General features: G+C 64.0%; 16 protein-coding genes. 7 read left to right on the top strand and 9 right to left on the bottom strand.

The window, feature by feature from the left end:
* Window positions 1-9 precede the first annotated feature (9 nt).
* The 8 genes from U5782_RS17455 to U5782_RS17420 all read right to left on the bottom strand — a co-directional run bounded on the left by U5782_RS17455 (window position 10) and on the right by U5782_RS17420 (window position 8958).
* Complete coding sequence (locus U5782_RS17455) at window positions 10-1272, bottom strand: MFS transporter (protein WP_322045111.1); 1263 nt, start codon at window positions 1270-1272, stop codon at window positions 10-12.
* Entirely contained in the window at window positions 1269-2534 is a 1266-nt protein-coding gene (locus U5782_RS17450; protein WP_322045232.1) for an MFS transporter, read from the bottom strand. The genes U5782_RS17455 and U5782_RS17450 overlap by 4 nt, the downstream gene beginning before the upstream one ends.
* A 29-nt stretch (window positions 2535-2563) precedes the next feature.
* Complete coding sequence (locus U5782_RS17445) at window positions 2564-3616, bottom strand: amidohydrolase family protein (RefSeq protein ID WP_322045110.1); 1053 nt, start codon at window positions 3614-3616, stop codon at window positions 2564-2566.
* An 11-nt stretch (window positions 3617-3627) separates the two neighbouring features.
* Entirely contained in the window at window positions 3628-4749 is a 1122-nt protein-coding gene (locus tag U5782_RS17440) for a porin (RefSeq protein ID WP_322045231.1), read from the bottom strand.
* Window positions 4750-4873: 124 nt separating this feature from the next.
* Complete coding sequence (locus tag U5782_RS17435; RefSeq protein WP_415914358.1) at window positions 4874-6244, bottom strand: MFS transporter; 1371 nt, start codon at window positions 6242-6244, stop codon at window positions 4874-4876.
* A 107-nt stretch (window positions 6245-6351) separates the two neighbouring features.
* A complete protein-coding gene (locus U5782_RS17430; RefSeq protein WP_322045108.1) occupies window positions 6352-7281 on the bottom strand; it encodes an SMP-30/gluconolactonase/LRE family protein in 930 nt (309 codons plus the stop codon).
* Between the two features lie 19 nt (window positions 7282-7300).
* Window positions 7301-8257 (bottom strand): hydroxyacid dehydrogenase, encoded by a 957-nt coding sequence (locus tag U5782_RS17425; RefSeq protein WP_322045107.1) that lies wholly within the window; start codon window positions 8255-8257, stop codon window positions 7301-7303.
* Window positions 8257-8958 (bottom strand): RraA family protein, encoded by a 702-nt coding sequence (locus tag U5782_RS17420; protein WP_322045106.1) that lies wholly within the window; start codon window positions 8956-8958, stop codon window positions 8257-8259. Before U5782_RS17420 ends, U5782_RS17425 begins: the two co-directional genes overlap by 1 nt.
* Before the next feature lie 196 nt (window positions 8959-9154).
* Between U5782_RS17420 and U5782_RS17415 the strand changes: the two genes are divergently transcribed.
* Window positions 9155-9871, top strand: a complete 717-nt coding sequence (locus U5782_RS17415) for an IclR family transcriptional regulator (RefSeq protein ID WP_322045230.1) — start codon at window positions 9155-9157, stop codon at window positions 9869-9871.
* A 324-nt stretch (window positions 9872-10195) separates the two neighbouring features.
* On the opposite strand, the gene U5782_RS17410 is transcribed toward U5782_RS17415, so the two are convergent.
* Window positions 10196-10546: a PilZ domain-containing protein gene (locus U5782_RS17410; RefSeq protein ID WP_322045105.1), complete on the bottom strand. Its 351-nt coding sequence runs from the start codon at window positions 10544-10546 to the stop codon at window positions 10196-10198.
* A 716-nt stretch (window positions 10547-11262) separates the two neighbouring features.
* Here U5782_RS17410 and U5782_RS17405 point away from each other — a divergent pair.
* The 6 genes from U5782_RS17405 to U5782_RS17380 all read left to right on the top strand — a co-directional run bounded on the left by U5782_RS17405 (window position 11263) and on the right by U5782_RS17380 (window position 22262).
* Window positions 11263-13542, top strand: a complete 2280-nt coding sequence (locus U5782_RS17405) for an FdhF/YdeP family oxidoreductase (RefSeq protein WP_322045104.1) — start codon at window positions 11263-11265, stop codon at window positions 13540-13542.
* 471 nt (window positions 13543-14013) lie between these two features.
* Window positions 14014-16194, top strand: coding sequence for an FUSC family protein (locus tag U5782_RS17400; RefSeq protein ID WP_322045103.1), 2181 nt, complete (start codon window positions 14014-14016; stop codon window positions 16192-16194).
* 279 nt (window positions 16195-16473) lie between these two features.
* The gene (locus U5782_RS17395) at window positions 16474-18792 is read left to right on the top strand and encodes a sigma-54 dependent transcriptional regulator (protein WP_322045102.1); all 2319 of its coding nucleotides are present in this window, start codon (window positions 16474-16476) and stop codon (window positions 18790-18792) included.
* A 237-nt stretch (window positions 18793-19029) separates the two neighbouring features.
* On the top strand, window positions 19030-19386 hold the full coding sequence (locus tag U5782_RS17390) for a hypothetical protein (protein WP_322045101.1): 357 nt from the start codon (window positions 19030-19032) through the stop codon (window positions 19384-19386).
* Between the two features lie 279 nt (window positions 19387-19665).
* On the top strand, window positions 19666-20790 hold the full coding sequence (locus U5782_RS17385) for a BamA/TamA family outer membrane protein (protein ID WP_322045100.1): 1125 nt from the start codon (window positions 19666-19668) through the stop codon (window positions 20788-20790).
* Between the two features lie 308 nt (window positions 20791-21098).
* Window positions 21099-22262: a hypothetical protein gene (locus U5782_RS17380; protein ID WP_322045099.1), complete on the top strand. Its 1164-nt coding sequence runs from the start codon at window positions 21099-21101 to the stop codon at window positions 22260-22262.
* Window positions 22263-22467: the final 205 nt, after the last annotated feature.

Raw genomic sequence — 22467 nt, 5'->3', positions numbered from 1 at the left:
CTCCTGCGTTTATTGTGCGCCAGAGCGACGCTGTCTGATGTGATGGAAAACGTTGATGGCGATAGCGCAGGCGGCCAGCACGAGCGCCATGGCGCTGAACGTGCTGCGCACGCCGAGCGCTTCGGAAGCGGTACCCGCGAGCAGATAGCCGAACGGCATCGTGCCGTTGTAGGCCATGCCGTACATGCCGACGAGCCCGCCGCGCACGTGCTCGGGGCAGCGCTGCTGGATCGTCGCGTTGGTGGACGTCGCCGAAAAGGTGAGGCTGAAGCCGAGCAGACAGAAGGCCGGAATCGACAGCGCGACGGCGTGTGTCAACGCGAGCACGAGCAGCGCGGTCACGGCGCTCCACGGGCCGAGTGCGATGCAGCGCGCGCTCGCCTTCGGTCCCCATGCCGAAGAAAGCAGGATCGCCGCGCTCAGCGAGCCACCGCCGGCCGCGGCGAAGAAGAGGCCGGTGTAGTGGGCGGCGTCGTGAAAGGCGTGGTCGGCGAGCAGCGGCACGAGCGTCTGATAGCTGGCGGCGAACAGCCCCATGCAGGCGAGCATGGGCAGATAGCGCGCGGAAAACGCGTCGGACATCACGTAACCCACGGCGTCGCGCAGGCTGCTGTCGCCGCGCGACGGGCGCGCTGCGCCGCCGGTTGGCATCGAGCGCACACACAGCGCCATGACGGCCAGCGCGCAGACATAGATGCCGAACGATGCGCCGGGGCCGAATGCCGGATAGACAAAGCCCGCAATGCTGGGCCCCACCATACGGCCGACGTTGTACACGGTGGTGTTCATGGCGACGGCGTTCGAGGTCAGGCGCGGATCGCGCAGGCTCGTCACCAGCAGCATCTGCCGCGCTGGTGTTTCGATCGCGCTCGAAATGCCGATCGCGAGCGCGTGCAGCAGGATCAGCTTCACGCTGAGCAGCCCGAGTATCCAGAGCGTGAGCAGGCTCAGCGTGAGCAGCGTGGAAGTCGCGAGCACGCAGAGCGTGGCGCGCCGTGCGTTGCCCGAGCGGATCCGCGAGCCCGCGAGCGGCGCGACGACGAGCTGCGGCCCGTACAGCAGGAAGTTCAGCAGCGCGAGCACCGAGGCCATGCCCGTGAGGTGATAGACGAGCAGGTTGAGCGTGATGTTCTGCGTCCAGCTGCCGAGTACCGACACCACCTGGCCGCACGCATAGCGGCGCAGAGCCGGTTCGGCGAGTGCGGGAAAGAGCCGCCCGGGCAGGCCGCCGCTCTTTCCCGCACGCGGCGCGTTGTCTTGCGTCGCGCTCATGCCAGCGCCTTGCCGCGCGTTTCCGGTGCGAACAGCACGACGATTGCCGCGGCGATAAACGCGACGATTGTGGTGGCGAGGCCCATCGTGAAGCCGCCCGAGGTCGAAGCCAGTGCGCCGATCACGAGCGGCGCGATAAAGCCGCCGAGCCGACCGCCGTTATAGGCGAGGCCCATAAGAAAGCCGCGCGAAGCCGTATCGCCGATGATCTCCGCGAGAAACGGCCCCGCACCCGCGAAGATCCCGTTCACGCCGAAGCCCGTGAGAAAGATCGCCGTCATCAGCAGCCACGCGTTCGCGCTGACGATATAGACACCTACGGCTGCCGCGCCCACCAGCAGATAGGCGATGAACATCGGCCGCCGACCAAGGCGATCGACCAGCGCCGAGAACAGCAGGAAACCCGTGATCGCGCCGAACTGGAGTGCGAGCACGAACTTGAGGCTATGCACGAAGTCGAGATGCTTCACGGTCACGAGGAAGGTCGGTGTCCAGGTGAACACGCCCCAGTAGAGGTATTGCAGGAAGAAAATGAATGTGAAGGCCGTGAGCAGGCCGCGCACGTTGAGCTTCGTTTTGTTCTGTGCGCTCGCGATACTGGCGCGTGTGCCGGCACGCTGCAATGCAGCCTTGCGTTCGAGCCAGATCGGCGATTCGGGCGTCTTGCGTGCGACCCAGAACAGGATGAAAAAAGGCAGCGCGCCGATCAGGAACAGCACGCGCCAGCCGTCGTGAACGAGGCCGCCGTTGATGCCGCTGACGACGCCCGAGATCGTGATCGCGATGATCGCGCCAATGGGCAGACCCATTTGCATCAGTGCGCCGCCTTTGCCGCGTCGGCTTGCGTGCCAGGTTTCCGCCACCAGCGACGCGCCCGCCGTCCACATGCCGCCCATGCCGAGCGCGCCGCACAGTCGCGCCGCAGCGAACCAGTGTTCGTTGGGCGCGAATGCAAGCAGCCCTGAAAACAGAGAGTAAATGCCGATGCACAGCAGCGCCGTGCGCACACGTCCGAGCCGGTCTGAGACATAGCCGAACAAAATGCCGCCGATGATCTGCCCGGCGGCCGTGATGCTGGTGAATAGTCCGAGTTCCGCTTTCGTGAGGCCGAATTGCAAGGCGAGTGTCGGCAGCAGGAGCGAAAGCAGAAAGGAGTCGTAGCTTTCGAAGGTCCAGCCGAGACCGGCGAGTGACAGCGCGCGCCATTCGGGGCGCGTGATGCGTGTTTGGGCCTGGGGCTGCGTTGACGCGCGCTCGGCCATGCCGCTATCGGCGTTGAGAATGTCTGACTTCACGTGTTCTCTCCGGGGAGATCGAGTCCGTAGGTCGTGGCTGCGGTACGGCTGAAAAGCGCGGCGCGCTCGTCGTGCGATACGCCGCTTGCGATGCGTTTGAAGGCGTTCCAGAGCACCGTGTAGCCAGTCACGCCCTTATCGACGGGGAAATTGCTTTCGAACATGCAGCGCTGCGCGCCGAAAAGTTCGACGCAGGTTTCGACGAGCGGCGCCCACGCCCTGGCCAATGTTTCGGACGATGGCGGCAGCGCCTGCGTGGCGAAATCGAAGCCGAATACGCCCATGCCCGCGCCGCCCAGCTTCATCCGCGTATTGGGCAGGCTGGCGAGGCGCCTCAGCGAGTCTGTCCACGCCGCGCGCGTCTGCGCGCTTTGGCCTGCGTGCGGACCCACGCCAAGCGGCCCGCCGAAGTGGTCGATCACGATCGTCACTTCGGGCGCGCTGGCTGCGAGTGCGTAAAGCGCGTCGAGTTGCGTGTGATAGACCCAGACGTCGAGCACGAGGCCATAGCGCGCGAGCGTTCTCACGCCCGCGCGAAACGACTCGCGTTCCATCAGGTCGTGCGGCGGCACGACCGGACTCGAGCGCACCGCTTCGCTTGCGTGCCATGCCAGCGGATTGCGCATGCCGCGCAGGCGTGAGCCTGTTGTGGCGAGCATGGATTCGATTACGGGCGCGACTTCGCCGCCCAGCGAAAGATCGGCGCCGCCGACAATCGCTTCGCAGGCGCGCGTCGATCCATAAGCGCCGCTCGCAAACATCGCCGCGACGCCGTTGGCGAATTCAGCTTCGCCGACGGGCTTCATCGCTTCGGGACCGTTGGCGCGCAGCATCGAGCGGCACTGCACGTACACCGTGGAGACGATGCGATGGCCGCCATTGCCTTCGATGTCGCTGCGCAGTTCATCGGCGAGATAGCGGCCCGTTTGCCGGTCCCACAGATGATGATGCGCGTCGACAATCGGCAGGTCGGGCTGCAAGGCGGTTTCTTCACGCAGTGCGAGCCAGTCGTCGCGGACGGGAAGGTGCGGGGCGTGGACGATCTGCATGGTGGTTCCGCTCAGAACTTCTTGCGCATGCCGATCACAAAGCCCGTCTGGTCGTAGTTTGCGGCGACCGTACCATAGCCGTTCACGCCCAGCGCCGATCCGCCTTTGTTGCGCGCGAATGCGGCGGTGGCGTAGATGTCGGTGCTTTTGGAAAGCAGATAATCCGCGCTGAGAACGCCCATCCACGGATCCGCACCAGTCGAGTGAACGTCCTGGTAGTAAGCCGCTGCCGTGACGAAGAATGCGGGCGTGAACATGTAGTTCGCGCCGGCCCAGTAGAGATTCGCCGAGCTCGATTGCGAGCCGCTATTCGCGACGAGGATCGGGCTGGCGGGCAGGAATGCGCGCGAAGCCTGCAGATAGCGATAGCCCGCAAACGCCTTGAAGCCGCCGATCACATAGGTTGCGGCGGCAGTCGCGCGCCGTTCCGTGCCGGTGTTGGTCGCCACGGTGTTGCTGTTGCGCTGCTCGTACGACAGACTCGCGGCGAACGGGCCGCCCGCGTACGTGAGCGAGCCGCCAAAATAACGACCGGTCAGTTCGGCGCCTGCCACTTCGCTGCCGTAGCCGGTGTCGTAGCGCGTGCTGTACATCGCAGCAACGGTCACGGGGCCGAGCACGCCGACGTATTTTGCGGCGTTGTCGATTCGGCCCGCCATGGCGTAGTCGACGGAAAGCGTGGAGTAGCGCGAGGACGCACCCATCGGATCGAACACGACGGCCTGATCGTAGAGCACCGAATTCTGGCGGCCGAACGAGAGGGTTTGACCGCGCGCCGAGAGGCCGACCCATGCCTGACGTCCAAACAGGCGCGAAGTGGTCGACGCATTCGATCCGAGTCCTTTAGTCGATTGCGCGCTCGTGCCGTCGTTGACGTTGAAGCCATTTTCAAGGGTGAAAATCGCCTTCAGACCGCCGCCGAGATCTTCGACGCCTTTAAGACCCCAACGCGAACCTGAAAGATTGCCGGACGCTTCACGCGTGAGCGCACCGCCGCTCTGTGTGTTGTTGATATGTTCGATGCCCACATCGACGATGCCATAGAGGGTGACGCTGCTTTGAGCGTGAGCGACGTGCGGCGCGAGGGCGAGTGTAGCCGTGGCGGCCGCTGCCGTGACCGTTGCGCTCGACATGCGCTTGATGGTATTCGACGATTGGAAAACGCGTTCCTGCATGGTGTCTCCGTTGATGTGTTTATGTTTGTATTGGCGAGAAGTGACAGCGATAAAACGTGATGTGATACGGCGTGAAGCGGGTTCAGGGGTGCGGCTCTTCTCCCACGCCAGCGCTGGGGTCGCCAAGCCACGCGATCATCAGCGCGCCAGCCAGCAGCACAGCGGCCACGGCGAGCAGCGCGGCGGTAAAGCCGCCCGAGAGATCCTTGATCGCACCAATCATCGACGGTCCGACAAAGCCGCCCAGATTGCCGATGGAAACGATCAGCGCGATGCCGCCTGCTGCAGCGCGTCCAGTAAGGAATCCTGATGGAATGGCCCAGTAAGTTGCCTGAAACGCGAGAATGCCGCTCACCGTGAAGCACAGAGCAATGAGTTTGGGCAGCGGCGTATCGAACATCGTGCTGATCGCGAGTGCGACGGCAGCGATGAAAAGCGCGCCCGCCACATACGGAATGCGATGCGTCGAGCGATTCGCAAAGCGCGCCCACACGAGCATCACCACGGCGCCAATCGCATAAGGAATTGCCGTTAGCCAGCCAATCACCGCATGGTCGACGCCAAATTGCTTGATGATCTGCGGCATCCAGAGGCCCACGCCGATCGAGCCGACGATGCCGCAGAAGTTGACGAGTGCGAGCACGAACACGCGCCAGTTGGTCATGGCGTCGCGCAGGCTGGAGCCGTGTTTGCCCGCGATGCTGCGCTGCTCCAGCGCGAGACGCTGCGCGAGCACGTTCTTTTCCTCGCGGCTCAGCCAGCGTGCTTTTTCCGGGCGATCGGCGAGAATGAAAAGGCAGGCGACGCCCAGCGCAATCGCGGGCAGCCCTTCGATGAGCAGCAGCCACTGCCAACTGCGCAACCCATGCAGCCCGCCGAGTTCAAGCAGCGCGCCCGATACCGGCGAGCCAATCATGTTCGCCACCGGAATGCCGACGAGAAACGCGGCGGTCACTTTCGCGCGCCACTTGCCCGGAAACCATTGCGTGAAATAGAGGTAGATGCCCGGCGTAAAACCGGCTTCGGCAACACCCAGCATGAAGCGCGCAGCGGCGAAACTCTTCGGGCCCGCAACAAAGGCCGTCGCCATCGAAATCACACCCCAGGTGATCATGATGCGGGCGATCCACATGCGCGCGCCCACCTTCTGCATGATCAGATTGCTGGGGATTTCAAACAGGAAATAGCCGATAAAGAACAGTCCCGCGCCCAGCCCGAATTGCTGCGCGGTGAGGCCGAGATCCTTGTTCATCGTCAGCGCGGCGAAGCCGACGTTGGTGCGGTCCAGATAGCTGATGACGTAGCAGATGAAAATGAACGGCAGGATGCGGCGGAACGCTTTTTCGAGCGTGCGTTCGCTTGCGGCGAATTGATCTGCCGACATGGGCGTGCCGGCCGGTTCGTGCGTGCGGAGTACAGCAGGCGCATTCGCCGTGCTGACGGGCTGGGAAATCTGCATGTGCGCTCCTGCGTTGCATCTCGGTCGGATGCAACTTGCTGTCTTGTGGCCGGCAGGCGTATGCGCGCGCTGCCGGCCCTGTCGTGGTTTGACGTTGCGCGTCAGCGCGTGGCTTTTGCCCGGTTGGGCAGCGGCCCGGCAATATCCAGTTCGGCCTTGAGCACGGTGCCGGTCACGGACTCGGTCATGAACAGTGTCTTCATGTCCGGGTCGCCGAAACACAGGTTCGTCAGCGATGCGCCCGCCGGGCTGAGCAATACGAGTTCGGGCTCGGCGAGGTGATTGAGCACCCACGCGCGGCCCAGACCGGGGTTGGCGACGAACAGGCGTCCTGCGCTGTCGATGGTCAAACCGTCCGGGCCGCTCGGACCATACGACGTGAAAAACTGGCCCACCTTGCTGACTGAACCATCGGCCTGCAACGGCACGCGCCACACGCAGTTGCCGCGCGTCATCGCGACGTACAGCACTTTTTCGTCGGGCGACAGCACGAGACCATTCGGGCTCGGGCAGTTGCCGAGCAGCATGTCCAGCTTGCCATCGGGCGAGAGCCGGTAGACGCGGCCGGTCGGATCGTGCAGACCCGTTTGACCCTGATCCGTGAAATACAGATTGCCCTTCGAATCGAAGGTCAGGTCGTTGACGCCGCGAAAGCGCTCGGTGTTGCGGCGTTCGAGATACGGCGTGACGACGCCACGCGCGATGTCGAGCAACATCAGGCCGTTGCGGTAATCCGTGATGAGCAGATGACCGTCATCGATGAGCTTCATGCCGTTCGGCTCGCCGTCGTATTCGACGACGAGTTCCCAGGCACCATCGGACGAAATACGAAACACGCGGCCGTGCGGAATGTCGGTCACATACAGATGCCCCGCAGGACTCCAGACCGGGCCTTCGAGGAAGGAGTCGGTCGGCTGGCCGCCACGATTCGCACGGGACCAGTCCGTTTGCACGTGCGCCTTGCGGAAATGTTCGGGCATGCGCGTGAACACGTCGGCGTGGCGGACTTCCGGCTGCTTGAGATAGAACATATCGATCCTGCAATTGCGCTTAGGAGTACGCAGCGCTGCGCGCATGCGAATCGATGACGTCGATCACATTGGCGGCGGCGCCTTTGCCCATGTTCACGTAGGCCGCGTCGCTGACACCGCCGATGTGCGGCGACAGGATCACGTTCGGAATGCCCTGGAAAACGTGAGGCGAGGGCATCGGTTCGACGTCGAAACTGTCGAGGCCCGCGGCGAGCAGCTTGCCGCTCGACAGCGCTTGAGCGAGCGCGGGTTCGTCGATCAGGCCGCCACGCGCGGTATTCACGAGAATGGCGCCTGGTTTGAAGGTGCCGAGCGTTTGCGCGTTGATCATGTGGCGGTTTTCATCGGTCAGCGGGCAGTGCAGCGAGACGATGTCGGCGGACGAAAACAGTTCGTCGAGGCCGACCAGCGTGACGCCTGCGGGCGCTTCTTTGGCATACGGGTCGAATGCAAGAACCCGCATATCGAAAGCCTGCGCCGCTGCGGCCACGCGCCGGCCGATCGCGCCCAGCCCGACGAGCCCGATGGTGCGGCCTGCGAGTTCGAGCGACTTGTGCGTGGACTTGTCCCAGTGCCCCGCACGCATACGCACGTCGAGTTGCGGAACCGAATTTGCACACGCGAGAATCAGCGCCCAAGTGTGTTCGGCGACTGCGGCCGCGTTGGCGCCCACGGCTGCGCGAACTGCGATGCCGCGCTCGGCGGCGGCTTTCTGGTCGATCACGTCGATACCGCTGCCGTGCTTCGAAATGACCTGAAGATGGCCGCCGCAGGCGTCCATCACGGCTGCGTTGACTTTGCCGTAGCGCACGATGATGGCCGTGGGCTGATGCGTGGAGCAGAGTGCAATGAGGTCGCTTTCGGTCGGCGTGCGGCCGGCATACACGACATCGAAATCGCGCAGCATGTCGAGCGCTTCAGACGCGAGATCGGTGCCGGTCACGATGAGAACCGGCTTTTGTGTTGCGACGTTCATTACAGAACCTCGCCTTCGGCCAGCATGCCCACGGCGCGCAGTTCCTTGTCGAGCCATGCCGGACGCAGGGCTTCGCGCTTGCGGATGGCGGCGATGCGCGCGGTTTCGGCATCGACCTTCTTCTGCGCCAGCACGAGAATGCGCTCGACGTCGTCGCGCGCAATCACCACGACGCCGTCGGCATCGCCGACGATCAGGTCGCCCGGGTTGATCGTCGCGCCACCGGCGGAAATCTGAAAATTGACGCGCCCAGCCACGCTCTTGGTCGGACCGCACGGATTGAGGCCCGCGGCAAACACCGGAAAGCCGTTCCGTGCCAGTTCGGCAGAGTCGCGTACGGCGGCGTCGAGCACCAGACCGCCAAGGCCAGATTCCTGCGCCTGTGTACTCATGATTTCGCCGATGAGCGCGCACGCCAGATCGCCCTTGCCGTCGACAACGATGACGTCGCCGGGCTGGGCGATGGCCAGCGCTGCGTGGATCGCCAGATTGTCGCCTTGCCGCACTTCGACGGTGATGGCCGGGCCGGCCACCTTCATGCCGGGGGCAACAGGCTTGACGCGTCCGTGCAGCGTGCCGCGACGGCCCGCGACGTCGGCAAGAATAGCCGCCTGGAATTGCGCTGCGGCCTGCACGAGTTCGGGCGAGACGCGCGTGATTTCACGGACGATGGACGGCGTGACGTTGGGAGATGCGCTCATGTTCAATCAACCTCTCTTGTTGCGTTGTACCTAGTACAACGATGGTGTACAAAGTGAAATCACTATAACGGCGTATAGGATTGGCTTGCCATTCAGGTTTACCCTCCGCCATGTACAACTGCGTTGTACATGGTAAAACAATGAGATCGCGAAGTTGTACGATGTACAATCGCAGAACGGAAAAATGGAGGAGATGATGGGGAACGACGGGGTGCAGTCGGTCGAGAAGGCGCTATCGCTGCTCGACATCTTCAAGCCGGGCGCGGAATCGCTGTCGCTCGCCGCGCTGTCGCAAGCGTCGGGGATGCACAAGACGACCGTGTACCGGCTGATGAATTCGCTGGAGCGAATGAACTACGTGATCCGCTCGGATAGCGGCTCGTATTCGCTTGGGCCGCGCGTGCTCTATCTGGGCAAGCTCTACGAGCAGTCGTTTCATCTGTCCTCGGTGGTCGAGCCGGCGCTGCATGCGCTCGCGACATCGACGAAAGAGAGCGCGTCGTACTACGTCATCGACCATGCGCAACGGCTTTGCCTGTTTCGCGCTGAGCCATCGGAAGGGCTGCGCGAGACGCGGCTTCCCGGCACTGTGTTTCCGCTCGACGACACGGCGATCAGTCTGGTACTGAGGTTCTGGGGATTGGGCGAAGCGGTGTTCGATACGACGCCGGAGTTGCCGCTTTTCACGTCCGGCGCACGCGACCAGCATACGGCGGCTTTTGCAGCGCCGATCTTCGGATCTGGCGACAAATTTATGGCGGCGCTGACGCTCTCGGGTCCGGCGTCGCGGCTCGATGCGACGCGCACGTCCGGCGATGTCGCGGCGCAGATGCTGCGAAGCGCCTCAGAGTTGTCGAGGAAGCTGGGGGCCAGCGTGGGTTTGTGCGAGCAGATGTACGGCGGTCGCCTCTAGTGACGATTGCTAGTCGAAGCCGGGACACAACCGCGGTCTCGAGCGATCTCTCCAACTGCCGCCAAACAGTCGTTCGAGCCGACATTGGCGACGGGCCGGCTTTGGCCGGCAAGCGTGCACCTCAAATCGGGCCGGGGTACGACATCTGTACTTTGCCCAGGTACGACATTAGGATACAGCCGCTACAATCACAAATGCGATAATTAAGATTATGTAAAATCACGAAACCGCAACCATCACGTCTCGCAGAATGAGCGGTCCTTCAAGTTGCTAACGGCGTGCTTGCGGCCGCCCCGTCATCGCCGATAGGCAATTCACGGTCAGTTACGGCGCGGCTTTCGCAATGAGATGGCGCAGGCGCGCCTTGGAACGGGAATCCAGAGGATGCATTTCACAACCGACGCAACTCCAGCCGCGTTCGTGGTCGTCCGCGATCCAGCGCACGTCGAGCGCCACGGCCAGGACGATTTCGTCATCGCTGTCCACAGCGGATGACTGCAACCATCCCGAAACCGTCTCGCCGCGAGCGAACAACCCGCGCCTCGCGTGCAGCAGTGCACCGTGCATGCTCAGGTCGGCGACTTGGGCGAGCGCCCTGCCGTCCTTGTTGAGCAGCAGCGGCGCGAACAACATCGGTATGCGGACGTCCCGCCGCAGATCTAGTTCAACGGCCATATGAATATCACCGATTTCTCAAGATTATTGTTATTGCGCGCCGATTGCTTCCCCGGACCTCGGCAAAGTCCTGTCCGCCCGTTTCGACATAAGGGAAACATTTAAATAGATGCGGAACAGTGTAGGGATTGTAACGTGACTACATGCCATCACGCATATTTGATCTGAACTATTCGCAAGCCAGCGCATGTCCACCCACCCATGCCGCTTCGTTTTGGCGGCGGTCGCAAGCGTCGAGAGCGCGCTGCCGGGTATCCGCAGGTCTCAGCAAGTTATGAAATGAAAGGCATTACACGCACAGGGTTGCCATCCACAGCCCATCTCGCGCCGCCATTCACAAGCAGGCAATTCGATAACGGACATAAGCGCGACATTAATCGGCAGAAAACCGTGCAATCAGTCAAACGTTTTTCCACTGACGATTCGGCATTAACCCAATCAATCAAGCTAGCGACTCAGCAGATTACTCCACGTGACCGCGATCGCGCAGTTCGCGGGGGCGAAAAATCCCGCCAGGCCGGCCTCTGGGGGCGATTCACCGTGCATCGATCGAGAAAAACCCGCAAAGTCGATATATTCAATTAAGCACAACGCCAATGTATTTTTGAAAACATGACGAAATCCAGCAACTGGATTTTATTCATTTATCTCTTGCCTCGTTAATTTGAATATCTAGAATAAATTTTGGCATCAGAGGACATCCTCAGGAGTTTTCCATGACGAAACTACGTGATGTGCCAGGCGTTCATCCCTACACCGGTCCCGCAGGCGGTTGGGGCGCGCTCAAGGCGACGGCCCAGGCGATTCACGATCAGATGGAAAGCATCGAAGCGCCCCTCACCCTGCTGCGGACCAACCAGCCCGATGGCTTCGACTGTCCCGGCTGCGCGTGGCCTGACAAGGAGCACCGTTCGACTTTCCAGTTCTGTGAAAACGGCGCGAAGGCGGTCACGTGGGAGGCGACCACCAAGCGCGTCACGCCCGAGTTCCTCGCCGCGAATACCGTCACGTCGTTGCTCCAGAAGACCGACTATGAACTCGAAGACATGGGCCGGCTCACGCACCCGATGGTGTACGACCGGGCCACCGACACCTTGCGCCCCGTCGGCTGGGAAGACGCCTTCGCGCGCATCGGCGAGGTTTTGCGCACGCTTGCGCCCGACCAGGTGGAGTTCTATACCTCGGGCCGCGCGTCCAACGAGGCCGCGTTCCTCTATCAATTGTTCGCACGCGAATATGGCACCAACAATTTCCCCGATTGCTCGAACATGTGCCATGAGCCGACCAGCGTCGGCCTGCCGCAGTCGATCGGCATTGGCAAAGGCACGGTATCCCTCGACGACTTCGACGCGACCGAACTCATCATCTCGATTGGCCACAATCCGGGCACGAACCATCCCCGCATGATGGGCACGCTGCACGAAGCGTCCCGCCGCAACGTGCCGATCATCGTCTTCAATCCCTTGCGCGAACGGGCGCTCGAACGTTTCGCCGATCCGCAGAGCATGCTCGAGATGGCGACCTTCGGCTCGACGCGCATCGCGTCCACGTATTTCCAGGTCGATGCCGGCGGCGACGCTGCCGCGCTCAAGGGCGTCATGAAGGCGCTGCTCCAGATGGAAGCGGAGCAAGGCGGCGTGCTCGACCAGGACTTCATCGCCACGCACACCGAGGGATTCGCTGCGTGCGCGGCCGATCTCGAAGCGACGTCCTGGGACGACATCGAAAAAGCGAGCGGCCTGACACGGCCCGACCTCGAACACGTGGCGATCGCCTACGCAAAATCCAGCGCGACGATCGTGACCTACGGCATGGGCATCACCCAGCACAACAAAGGCACCGCCAACGTGCGCCTGATCGCCGACCTGTTGCTGATGCGCGGCAACTTCGGCAAGCCGGGCGCGGGCATCTGTCCGCTGCGGGGCCACTCCAACGTGCAGGGCAACCGCACCGTCGGCATTACCGAAAAGCCCTCGGCGGCGTTCCTCAAGCTGATCGAGGAGGCCTGCGGGTTCAAGCCGCCTGCCGGTCACGGTCACGACGCGGTGCAGGCCATGCAGGCGATGATCGAAGGCAAGGCTCGGGCGCTGCTCTGCCTGGGCGGCAATTTCGCGGTGGCGCTGCCCGACTCCGGGCGCGCGTTTCCCGCAATGGCTGCACTCGATCTGGCCGTGCACATCGGCACGAAACTCAACCGCACGCATCTGCTCGTCTCGAAGGAAACGTATCTGTTCCCCTGCCTTGGCCGCACGGAGCTCGATATCCAGACGAGTGGGCGCCAGTCGATCACGGTAGAGGACTCGATGTCGATGGTCCATGCGTCGTCCGGCAAGCTGAAACCGGCGTCCGACCTGCTACGCTCAGAACCAGCGATCGTGGCGGGCATGGCGCGCGCCACCCTGCCGGACTCGAAACTCGACTGGATGAATCTGGTCGCGGACTACGGCAAGATCCGCGATCTGATCGAGCGCACCGTGCCCGGCTTCGAGGACTTCAACCGTCGCATCTGCGTGCCGGGCGGCTTCCGGTTGCCGCTTCCGCCCACCGTGCGCGAGTGGCCCACGCCATCCGGCAAGGCCGTTTTTTCGGTCTACGACGGCGTCAAGGAGGATGCGGACGTGCTGGGCGCCGAGAACGTGCTGAGACTCATCACGATTCGCAGCCACGATCAGTACAACACAACGATCTACGCGATGGACGACCGGTACCGGGGCGTGTTCGGACGGCGCGACGTGCTCTTCATGAACGCGGACGACATGGCCACTCATGGCATCGAGCACGGGGACCTCGTCGATATCGAAACGGTCACGCCCGGCCGCGTGTTGCAGTTGAAGAACATCACGGCCATCGTCTACAGCATCGCCAAAGGTTCGGTCGCCGCCTATTACCCGGAAGCCAATGTGCTGGTGCCGCTCGACTACTTCGACAAGGAAAGCGGCACGCCTTCGTACAAGTCTGTTCCCGTGCATGTCGTGCGCTCGGCCAGCCAGCCTTGATTGAGGCACACAGGTCCGCCCAACCTGAGCCTCGCGCTCAAGCGACACGACGAGCCTGCTTGCCGTGCTGGAATAGCCCCATCTGACCGCCCGCTTTCCCGAAGCGGGCTTTCCCGGCGTCGCGCCGTTCGGCTGGCTCGCCTGAATGCGCGACGCTCGTGCCCCCGCGCCACCCGTCTGCCGCTCGAACTGCATCCCCGGTGCTATCGCGTAGCGATCAACGCTGCGGGCAAAGCGGTCGCGGCGTCGCCGCGCGCGGTGCTCTACAATCCGCTCGACACATCGGACACGCATCGGACAAGCGACGGGCGCAAGCAAGGCGAGCGCCCCGGAACGCCGAAGCCAACCCACGCAACGGCTACCCGAAGCACATCAAGAGGAACCCATCATGACCAGGCGCGATGCCATGCTTTCCCGTCTGCGCAAGGTCGCGCGCACCGCACGCCGTGCGCTGATCTCACAAGGCCGCGCATGATCTTTTCAATGGCCGGGCGAGCGTCGCTCCTGCGCTCCATCTCTCATGGCCGTCATCGGCTGCCGTTCGCCGAATCGCTGCGCGGCGGGCTGATCTGCGCCGCGCCCGCCGTGCTCGCGGCGGCCTGGCACGCGCCGCTGCTGTGCTGGTCGGCGATTGCCGCGTTCTGGACCTGTCTGTGCGACGACTCCGGCACGCGGCCCCGTCAGCGCATCGAGCAAGGCCTGTTGTTCGCGGTGTTCGGTGCGCTCGCGGCGGGTTGCGCGATTGGCGCGGGCGCGGTGCCCGGTCTTGCGGTCGTGTTGGCGGGCCTCGCTGCCTGGCTGGGCGCACTGGTGCGCTGTCGCGGCGCCCTGCCCGGTCTGCGCGGCCTGCTGGCGGCCACCGCCTTTGCGGTCTGCGCGGCCTTTCCGGTCCACGGCGCGCGAGCCGCGCTCGACTACGCCTTGTTCTTCCTCGGCGGCGGCATCTGGGCCACCGCCTGCAATCTCGCGCTCTGGCAATACAGCGCCGAAACCCGCGTGCGCGCCGCGACGTTTGCCTGGCTGTACGCACTGGGCTCCTACGTCGGCAAGCTCGCCCAGGCGCCCGACAGCCGCCACGGCGCGCCGGCGAGCCGCGCGGAGCTACGCACCGCGCTCGATGCGATGAGCGCCGCGATCCAGGGCGCCCCGGGCGAAGTCGCGCCCGCCTGCCGCCGCTGGCTGGCCGATGCCGAACAGGCGATGGCGTTGCTCGCGGGCATCGAAAGCCTGCTGCACAGCCGTCGCCGCGCACCGCAAGCCGCCGCCGAAGCCGCCACGCTCGAATTGATCCGCGCGGCGCTCGAACGCCTGGCCGAAGCCATCGACGCGTGCGCGCTCGACGTGCGCCGGGCCACGATGCCCGATGCGGACCTGACGACCGCCCGCTTGCGTCCGTTTGTCGAGCACGCGCAACTCGCTCGCGAGACGGGTGGAACGGACAATATGGCCGATGCCGAAACCACCGCTCACGACGCACGCGCCTGGCGCTCGGCGTTCATGACCTTGAACGCGCGCCTGGCGACCCTGGTTGCCGCAGCGGACGCCAGCACGCACAGCGCCGCGCGCGCCGCCGACACCGGCACGAACGCGGGCAGCGGCGCAAGCCAGCCGTGGCGCGCGGCCTTCGCAGCCGTGATCGAACAGGTACGCACGCAAGGCGTGTTCGCCCGCTACGCCGCGCGCCTCGCGATCGCGGCCATGCTCGCGGTGGCGCTCGCGCGCTGGCGCAGCGCCGAGCAAGGTTACTGGCTCGCGCTCACGACGATGTTCATCGTGCAGCCGACGTTCTCGCAAACCGTGCGGGTGTCGAGCCTGCGCATCGGCGGCACGATGCTCGGGGCGGTGCTGGCGTCGGCGTTGGCGCTGCTGATTCACAGTCCGATCCTGCTCGCCATCGCGATCCTGCCGCTCGCCACTGGCACGCTCGCGGCGCGCACCGTGAGCTACGTCTCGTACATCCTGTTTCTGACCTCGCATTTCGTGCTGGTCGCGCATCTGGGCACGCCCGTCGGCGAGCCTTGGGATCTGGCGGTATCGCGGGTGCTCAATAGCCTCGCGGGTGTCGCCGTGGGCGTGGCGGCGAGTTTTCTCGCGTGGCCCGAATGGGAGCAGCACAAGCTCGCGCCCGCCGCGGCGCGCGCGCTCGCCTGCGTGAGCGACTACGTGCAGGCTGTATTGCGCGGGCATGCCCATGCCCATGACCACGACCGGGACGAAGCGGCGAACCGCGATGCCGACCAGGACGCGCGCGCCCTTGCCGCGTTACGCCGCGAGGCGTGTCTCGCGGTCGATGCGCTCGAAGCGGTGATCTCCGCCACGCGGCTCGAATCGCTCAATGCGAATCACCGCGTGACGCACGCGAGCGTGTTGATGCTGCGTTTGCGCAAGCTGGTGGGCGTGGTGTCGCCGCTGGAAGGCGTCGATGCGGCGCTGGACGCGGCAGACCGCGCCAGTCTCACCTCGCTTGCGCAATCGGTTGGCGCGTTGCTGCGCGCCACGCGCCAACAGCGCGCCGGCCTGCGCGCGCAACTGCAAGCCGCCGAGGCCGAGCCAGCCCGCCGAGCCCGCTCGTTCTTCGCGCGGCATATCGAACGCGAGGTGATCGACGGCGCACTCGCCGTCTCGATGGTGTTGCCCGACGTGCTCGACTGAGACCGCCCCCCCCCGCGCGGCGTCAACGTGTGCGGTCTCCGCCCGCATGCCGAACCGGCAATCCTGACGTCGCAGCAGACTCGCCACCGCCGCAGCAGTCCACGCGGCGGGCCGATATTCCTTTCCGGCGAGCGCTGCCAGTACACTAGCCGGCGTTCCGCGAATAAAACGATATTCCGAGGGTGCCACGAAGCACGGGATCGGCACGCCGTCACCGATCGTCGTCGCCGGGGCAATCACAATGACAATGCCACGCGTCTATCTGGAGCCCACGAGGCCATGAGCACTTCCCCCTTCGCTCCCATTTCCGGAGCCAATGCGGACGACGACGCGTTCATCGGCGAAGCGCCGGCCTTTCGTCAACTGGTGCGGATGATCGATCGCGTCGCGCCCACCGATCACGCGTTGCTCATCCTCGGGCCGACCGGGTCGGGCAAGGAACTGGTCGCGCGCCGCGTCCACACGCGCAGCCTGCGCCACGACCAGCCGTTCGTCGACGTGAATTGTGGCGCGATTCCCGAACATCTCGTCGAAGCCGAACTGTTCGGGCACGTCAAAGGCGCATTCACCGGCGCAGGCGAGAGTCGTCCGGGGCTCTTGCAGCAGGTCGGCAAAGGCACGCTGCTGCTCGACGAGATCGGCGAGCTGCCGCTCGCGCTGCAACCCAAGCTGCTGCGCGCACTGGAGACGCGGACGTTTCGCCCGGTCGGCGCCTCGTCGAGTCTGCGCTTCGAAGGACGCGTGGTGGCCTCGACTCACCGCAATCTGCGCGAACTGGCGCAACAGGGCCTGTTTCGCGAAGACCTGTTTTACCGCCTCGCGGTGTTCGTGCTGGCCGTGCCCGGGCTCGACCAGCGCGTCGAGGATCTGCCGGCGCTCGCCGCCCATTTCGCGTCGCAGCAGGAGCGCCGCATCGAGTTTTCGCCGGCCGCCATCCGGCGTCTGGGCCGGCATAGCTGGCCGGGTCATATCCGGCAATTGCGCAACCTGATCAGCCAGTTGAGTGTGCTCGCCGAAAAGCCGCTAATCGACGAAGACACCCTCGAGCCGTTTCTCGTCAGCGAAACGACCGGGTCGGCGTCGCGCGCGGCGCTCGCGGACATGCTGCTGCAACTCGAAGGACGCGACAAACTCGCCGCCGCCGAAGACCTCCTCATCGATCGTGCGCTGGAGCGCACCGCGGGGAACAAGAGCGCCGCCGCCAGTTTGCTGGGTGTCGGGCGCAAGACGATCGAGCGCCGCCTGAAGTCGCGCGAGGAGCACCATCGTGAAGCCCACAAGAGTCTCGAACATGCGCGCGCGCTGATCGACGCATCACGCTTTGCCGAGGCCATTCCCCATCTGAGGCGTTGCGTCGATGTGCTGCAAACCAGCGGCGACGAGGCCACCGCGCGCCGCGTGCAGTTCGACGCCTACCGGCTGCTCGGCATGAGCCTGCGCAGCGTGCACGGCTGGCTGTACGCAGAGGCCACGGCCTGCTATGCGGCGGCGCTGGAGATCGGCGCCGGGATTTGCGAGCCCGGCGAAATCGTGGCAATCCAGTTCGGCATCTGGACCACCCAGTTGACGACGCTTCAACTCAAGCAGGCGCGCGCGAGCGCACAGGAGATGCTGCAACGCGCCCAGAACAGCGGGGACCGCGTGTCGCTCGACGAAGCGCACGTCGCCATGGCCAACACGCTCTACTGGCTCGGCGACAGCGAAGAAGCCCTCGCCTGTCTCGCGCGGGGCAATTTGCGGGGCGTCACGCGAGACGATGTCCGCACGGGTTCGCAAGGGATCGATCTGGCGAGTCTCGCGTTGACATTCGAAGGCCTGGCGGCCTATCAGATCGGCGAATTCGGGCAGGCCCGGCGCGCGATGGAAATGCTGATCCTGCGCGCCGGCGAGCCGGGAACGCACGCGCTCGCGCACGCCGTCAATCTTCAGGGCGCCGCGTGGCTGGCCTGCCTCTTTGGCGATCAGGCCCGGCTCGGGCCACTCGCGAGCGAACTCGAATCCGTGTCGATCGCCAACGGCTTCGCGTTCTATCGCGGTATGGGCCAGATATTCCGCGGCGCCCATCTCAGCGCGCAAGGCCTGAACGTCGAGGCCGAAGCCGTCATGCTCGACGGTTACGACAATCACATGCTCTGCAACGGCGGCGCGCTGTTCCATTCCTTCAAGATGTGGCTGCACGGCGAGTTGCTGCTGCGCTCCGGCCACGCGCAGCAATGCGAAACGATGCTGGCCGCCGCCGTCGATGAAACCCTCGCCCGCCAGGAGCGGGCCCATCTCGGCGAACTGCTGCTCACCCGCGCGCGGGCACAGTGGGCGCTCGGCGATCTGACGTCCGCCGAACAGGGACTGCGCACCGCGCTTTCGACGGCCCTGGCGTTCGGGTCGGTGCCCGCGCGCGTGGACGCCGCGCGCTATCTCGCCGACCTCCTGCGCGCCACGGGTCGCGTCACCGAGGCAATCGACACGCTCGCGCGCGGGCTGCGAGACCAAAGCGCCGATTCGACCATCCGCATTGCAGACGCGATCGCCTTGCTAGCCGAGTTGCGCGGCGAAGCCTCGCTCGGACAGAACGTCGAGGGGTTCGACGTAGGCCGTTAGTTGCACTGACGCTAGTTGCACGGATAGGCGCTCGCCGATCGATCCCACCGGAGTGGTCGAAATCGTCCACTCCGCGTCATTCACGCGGACGGAATCGTCCTGCGCCGCCCGCTCACACGCCGCCAGCTCCCACTGCCACGGGGCCGAGGAAGGCTGGCGTGATGGTTGCTTAGTACCGGTTATTCGAGGCCGGGAAGCAAGCCAGAACGCTCGAATCAAATAAACCACGGGGTCGCAATGCATCCGCCATTCGCGGGCATCGCGCATATATTCGACCGTAAGGCAAAAATAATGATAACCACACTAGAACAACAAATCGTTCAGCAGCCGAAGGGCATTAATCAAAATACAAAGCGTGTAATGACACGCCCGGACGCTAAAAGCGGCGCACAGGGAGAAAATCCTTATTCAGCGAAAAATCTCGATGACGCCATTACGCATGTCGAGATCGCCGTTGCCTTCGACGACAACATCGCCGTGTTCGGTCGACGCTATTGGCTCGAACGCGTCCAGCGCATGGCGTCGACGCCGCTGATCGTGCCTGCCCAGGTCCGACGGCTTCAGAACTTGCTGGATCAACTCAAGGACGCGTGAGCCCGGTGCCGTTGAGTTAAATCTTGTGTTCCCTGCCGCAAGCGGCCGTCCTGTGCCATAGCATTCCACGAACGCGCATTGCGCAATTTATGCTCGATGCAGCGTGAATTGCCCCGAGTCCCTATAGCGTTGCACCCGCCATTACCGTGACACTGAGGCTCGGTCTGGAAACAACGATTTCGGGGACACCGCATGCACTTCTCGCGCACGTGCGTTTCTCGCCGAAACTGGCGCCTCGGTCCGCTGGTCACGCTGCTGGCTACCCTGTCGAGCGCCAGCATGACCGCCTGCGCCGCCGGTGACGGTCTGCGTTCATCGCTCTTCGATCCCACCGACGGCCAACTCGACATGAGCGATTTCCTGCTTCACCACAAAGGGGTGTTGCCGGTGCCGACCATCATTACGGAGCCCGCGATCGGCTACGGCTTCGGGCTGGCGCTGCTCTATTTCAGCGCGCCTGTACGACCCGCTTCGGCGCATGACGAAAAGGCGGTCGACGACGACAGCAAAAGCGATAACCCGACGCCAAATGGCCGCATGACACCGCCCAACATCACGGGTGTCGGCGGGCTCGTGACGGGAACACATAGCTGGGTGGCGGGCCTCCTGCACTTCCATACGTGGGACGACGATCACATTCGCTACCTCGGCGGGCTTGCCAAACTCGATCTGCATCTGAACTATTACGGGCCGAGCGGCAATGCGAATGCGTACCAGTTGAGCGGAATCGGGACGATCCAGCAGGTGCTTTTCAGGCTGGCCGATAGCCCGTGGTACGTCGGCCCTCGCTACACCTTCTTCGATACGACGACACGATTCGATTCACCGGTCATTCCGGACGGGATCCGCGACTTCGGGCGCGATCTGAAAATCGGCAAAGGCGGCATCGTGGTCGATTACGACACGCGCGACAACATGTTTTATCCCCGCAACGGCACCTACGCGGAATTCGAAGCCGATTTTGCGCGCGGCGGATTCGGTAGCGATCGTGCTTTCGATACGCAAACCGCCAAAGGCTATCACTGGATTTCACTTTCATCGAAGTGGGTGTTGGGCCTGCGGGCCGACGCCGGTTTCTCGCAGGGCGATATCCCCTTCTTCTTGCAGCCTTATGTGGATTTGCGCGGCGTATCCCAGGCGAAGTTTCAGGATCGAAACCAGCTAACCGGCGAAATCGAATTGCGTTATTACGTCACGCCAAGATGGTCGGTGCTCGGATTTGGCGGCGTCGGCCGCGCCTATGGCGGCGTGCATGCATTCTCGGACGCGCCAACGGCTTTCGGATTCGGCACCGGATTTCGCTACCTGATCGCACGTAAGCTCGGTATGACGATGGGGATCGACATCGCCCACGGGCCGGGGCAAAACGCGTTCTACATCCAGGTGGGCAGCGCATGGCGATAGGCGGGAGGCCGCGGCAGACTAGCGCGTGAACGCCCCGTCATCTTCTTCATCACGCTCGCGGAATAACCCGCGCGGGCCGCTCGTTTACCCATCAGCGTGTGCCCTTCTCGCCACTCCATCCAATCCCACTGCGGCTATCCACTTCTCTTTGGCCCTCCTGCACGAAGCGGTCTCCCGATAGCGTCGGTGCTGCGCATTGATATGCCGGCCCGCGCGCGGGTGCGTGAGCCTGTCGCGCAGCGAAGGACGCAACCTGTGCGCGGCCGGCTCATCCCTGCTCGCAGCCGCGTCTGTCATGGAGAATCGCCATGAGTCGTCTCGCTACACACGCGCCCGAAACCGGTCGACACCGGCCTCTGTCCGTCGCCCGCAGGCGTCCCGCTGCATGGGCCAGCCTGATGTTCGCGATATCGTGCGGCGCGTGCTTCCTGTTTGCGGCCACCGCGCCCGCCCTCGCCGACGATACGCCCCTGCTGCCGCCCCCCGCCGTCACCTCGTCGACCGTGCCCACGAACGGCGATGTCAATCCGTATGGCGTGGCCTTCGTGCCGCAGGGCTTCCCTTCGTTCGGCACGATCGCCGCCGGTGATCTGCTGGTGTCCAATTTCAACAATGCGAAGAACCTGCAAGGCACGGGCACGACGATCGTCAAGATCGTGCCGAACGGCAATCCCGCCGTGTTCTTCCAGGGGGCGAAGGGACTGGGCCTCACGACTGCGCTGGGCGTGCTCAGTGCGGGCTTCGTGCTGGTCGGCAACGTACCGACTTCCGATGGAACGTTCGCGACCATCAAGTCCGGCTCCCTGCTGGTACTGAACCGCACCGGCAACGTCGTCGCGCAATGGACCAGTGCCAACGCCGGCCTCAACGGTCCCTGGGACCTGACGATCTTCGATCAGGGCGCTAGCGCGAAGATCTTCGTCTCGAACGTGCTCAGCGGTACGGTCGTGCGTCTGGACGTTTCAATGGACGGTAACGGCATCCATTTGCTGCGCAGCACGCGCATCGCCTCCGGCTATCCGTTCCGCGGCGACCCGTCGGCGCTGGTCGTAGGCCCGACCGGGCTCGCGTACGACCCGCAGCGCGATGTGCTCTATGTCGCATCGACCGTCGATAACGCGATCTTCGCCGTGTTCGGCGCGGGCAGTTCGCAAAGCGATGCCGGCAAGGGCGTGCTGATCTATGCCGACAATGCGCACTTGCATGGACCGCTTGCGCTCGCGCTGGGTCCCAACGGCCATCTCTTCACCGCCAATGGCGACGCCATCAACGGCGACCCGAAGCAGCCGAGCGAGATCACGGAATTCACGCCGCAAGGGCGCTTCGTGGCCCAGCTTTCGGTTGATCCGGCGCAGGGTGGCGCGTTCGGTCTGGCGTTCTCGCAACTGCGCAACGGCGTCGTGCAGTTTGCGGCGGTTGACGACAACGTGCCCAACATCACCGTCTGGAGCCTGATGTTCGGTCAACACTGACGCGCGCGCCTGAGGCTTGCTCGATTTCAGCCGGTGCTACGCCGTTTCCCGGCACCGGCTGGATGGGAAACGGGGCGATCCGGCGAGCGTTTTTCATCAGATGAATAGCCCCTGAAAATACGCGAAAAAGCCTCATTCCGGCGGCCAAATCGAAACAAGTGTAATCGTCTGTTAGCAAAGGACTCACAGCGCGGTATTGGCGCTG

Source organism: Paraburkholderia sp. J67, from assembly GCF_905220265.1.
Taxonomy (GTDB): domain Bacteria; phylum Pseudomonadota; class Gammaproteobacteria; order Burkholderiales; family Burkholderiaceae; genus Paraburkholderia.
Note: the sequence above shows the minus strand (reverse complement) of the source record. Positions and strands in the feature narration are given on the sequence as shown.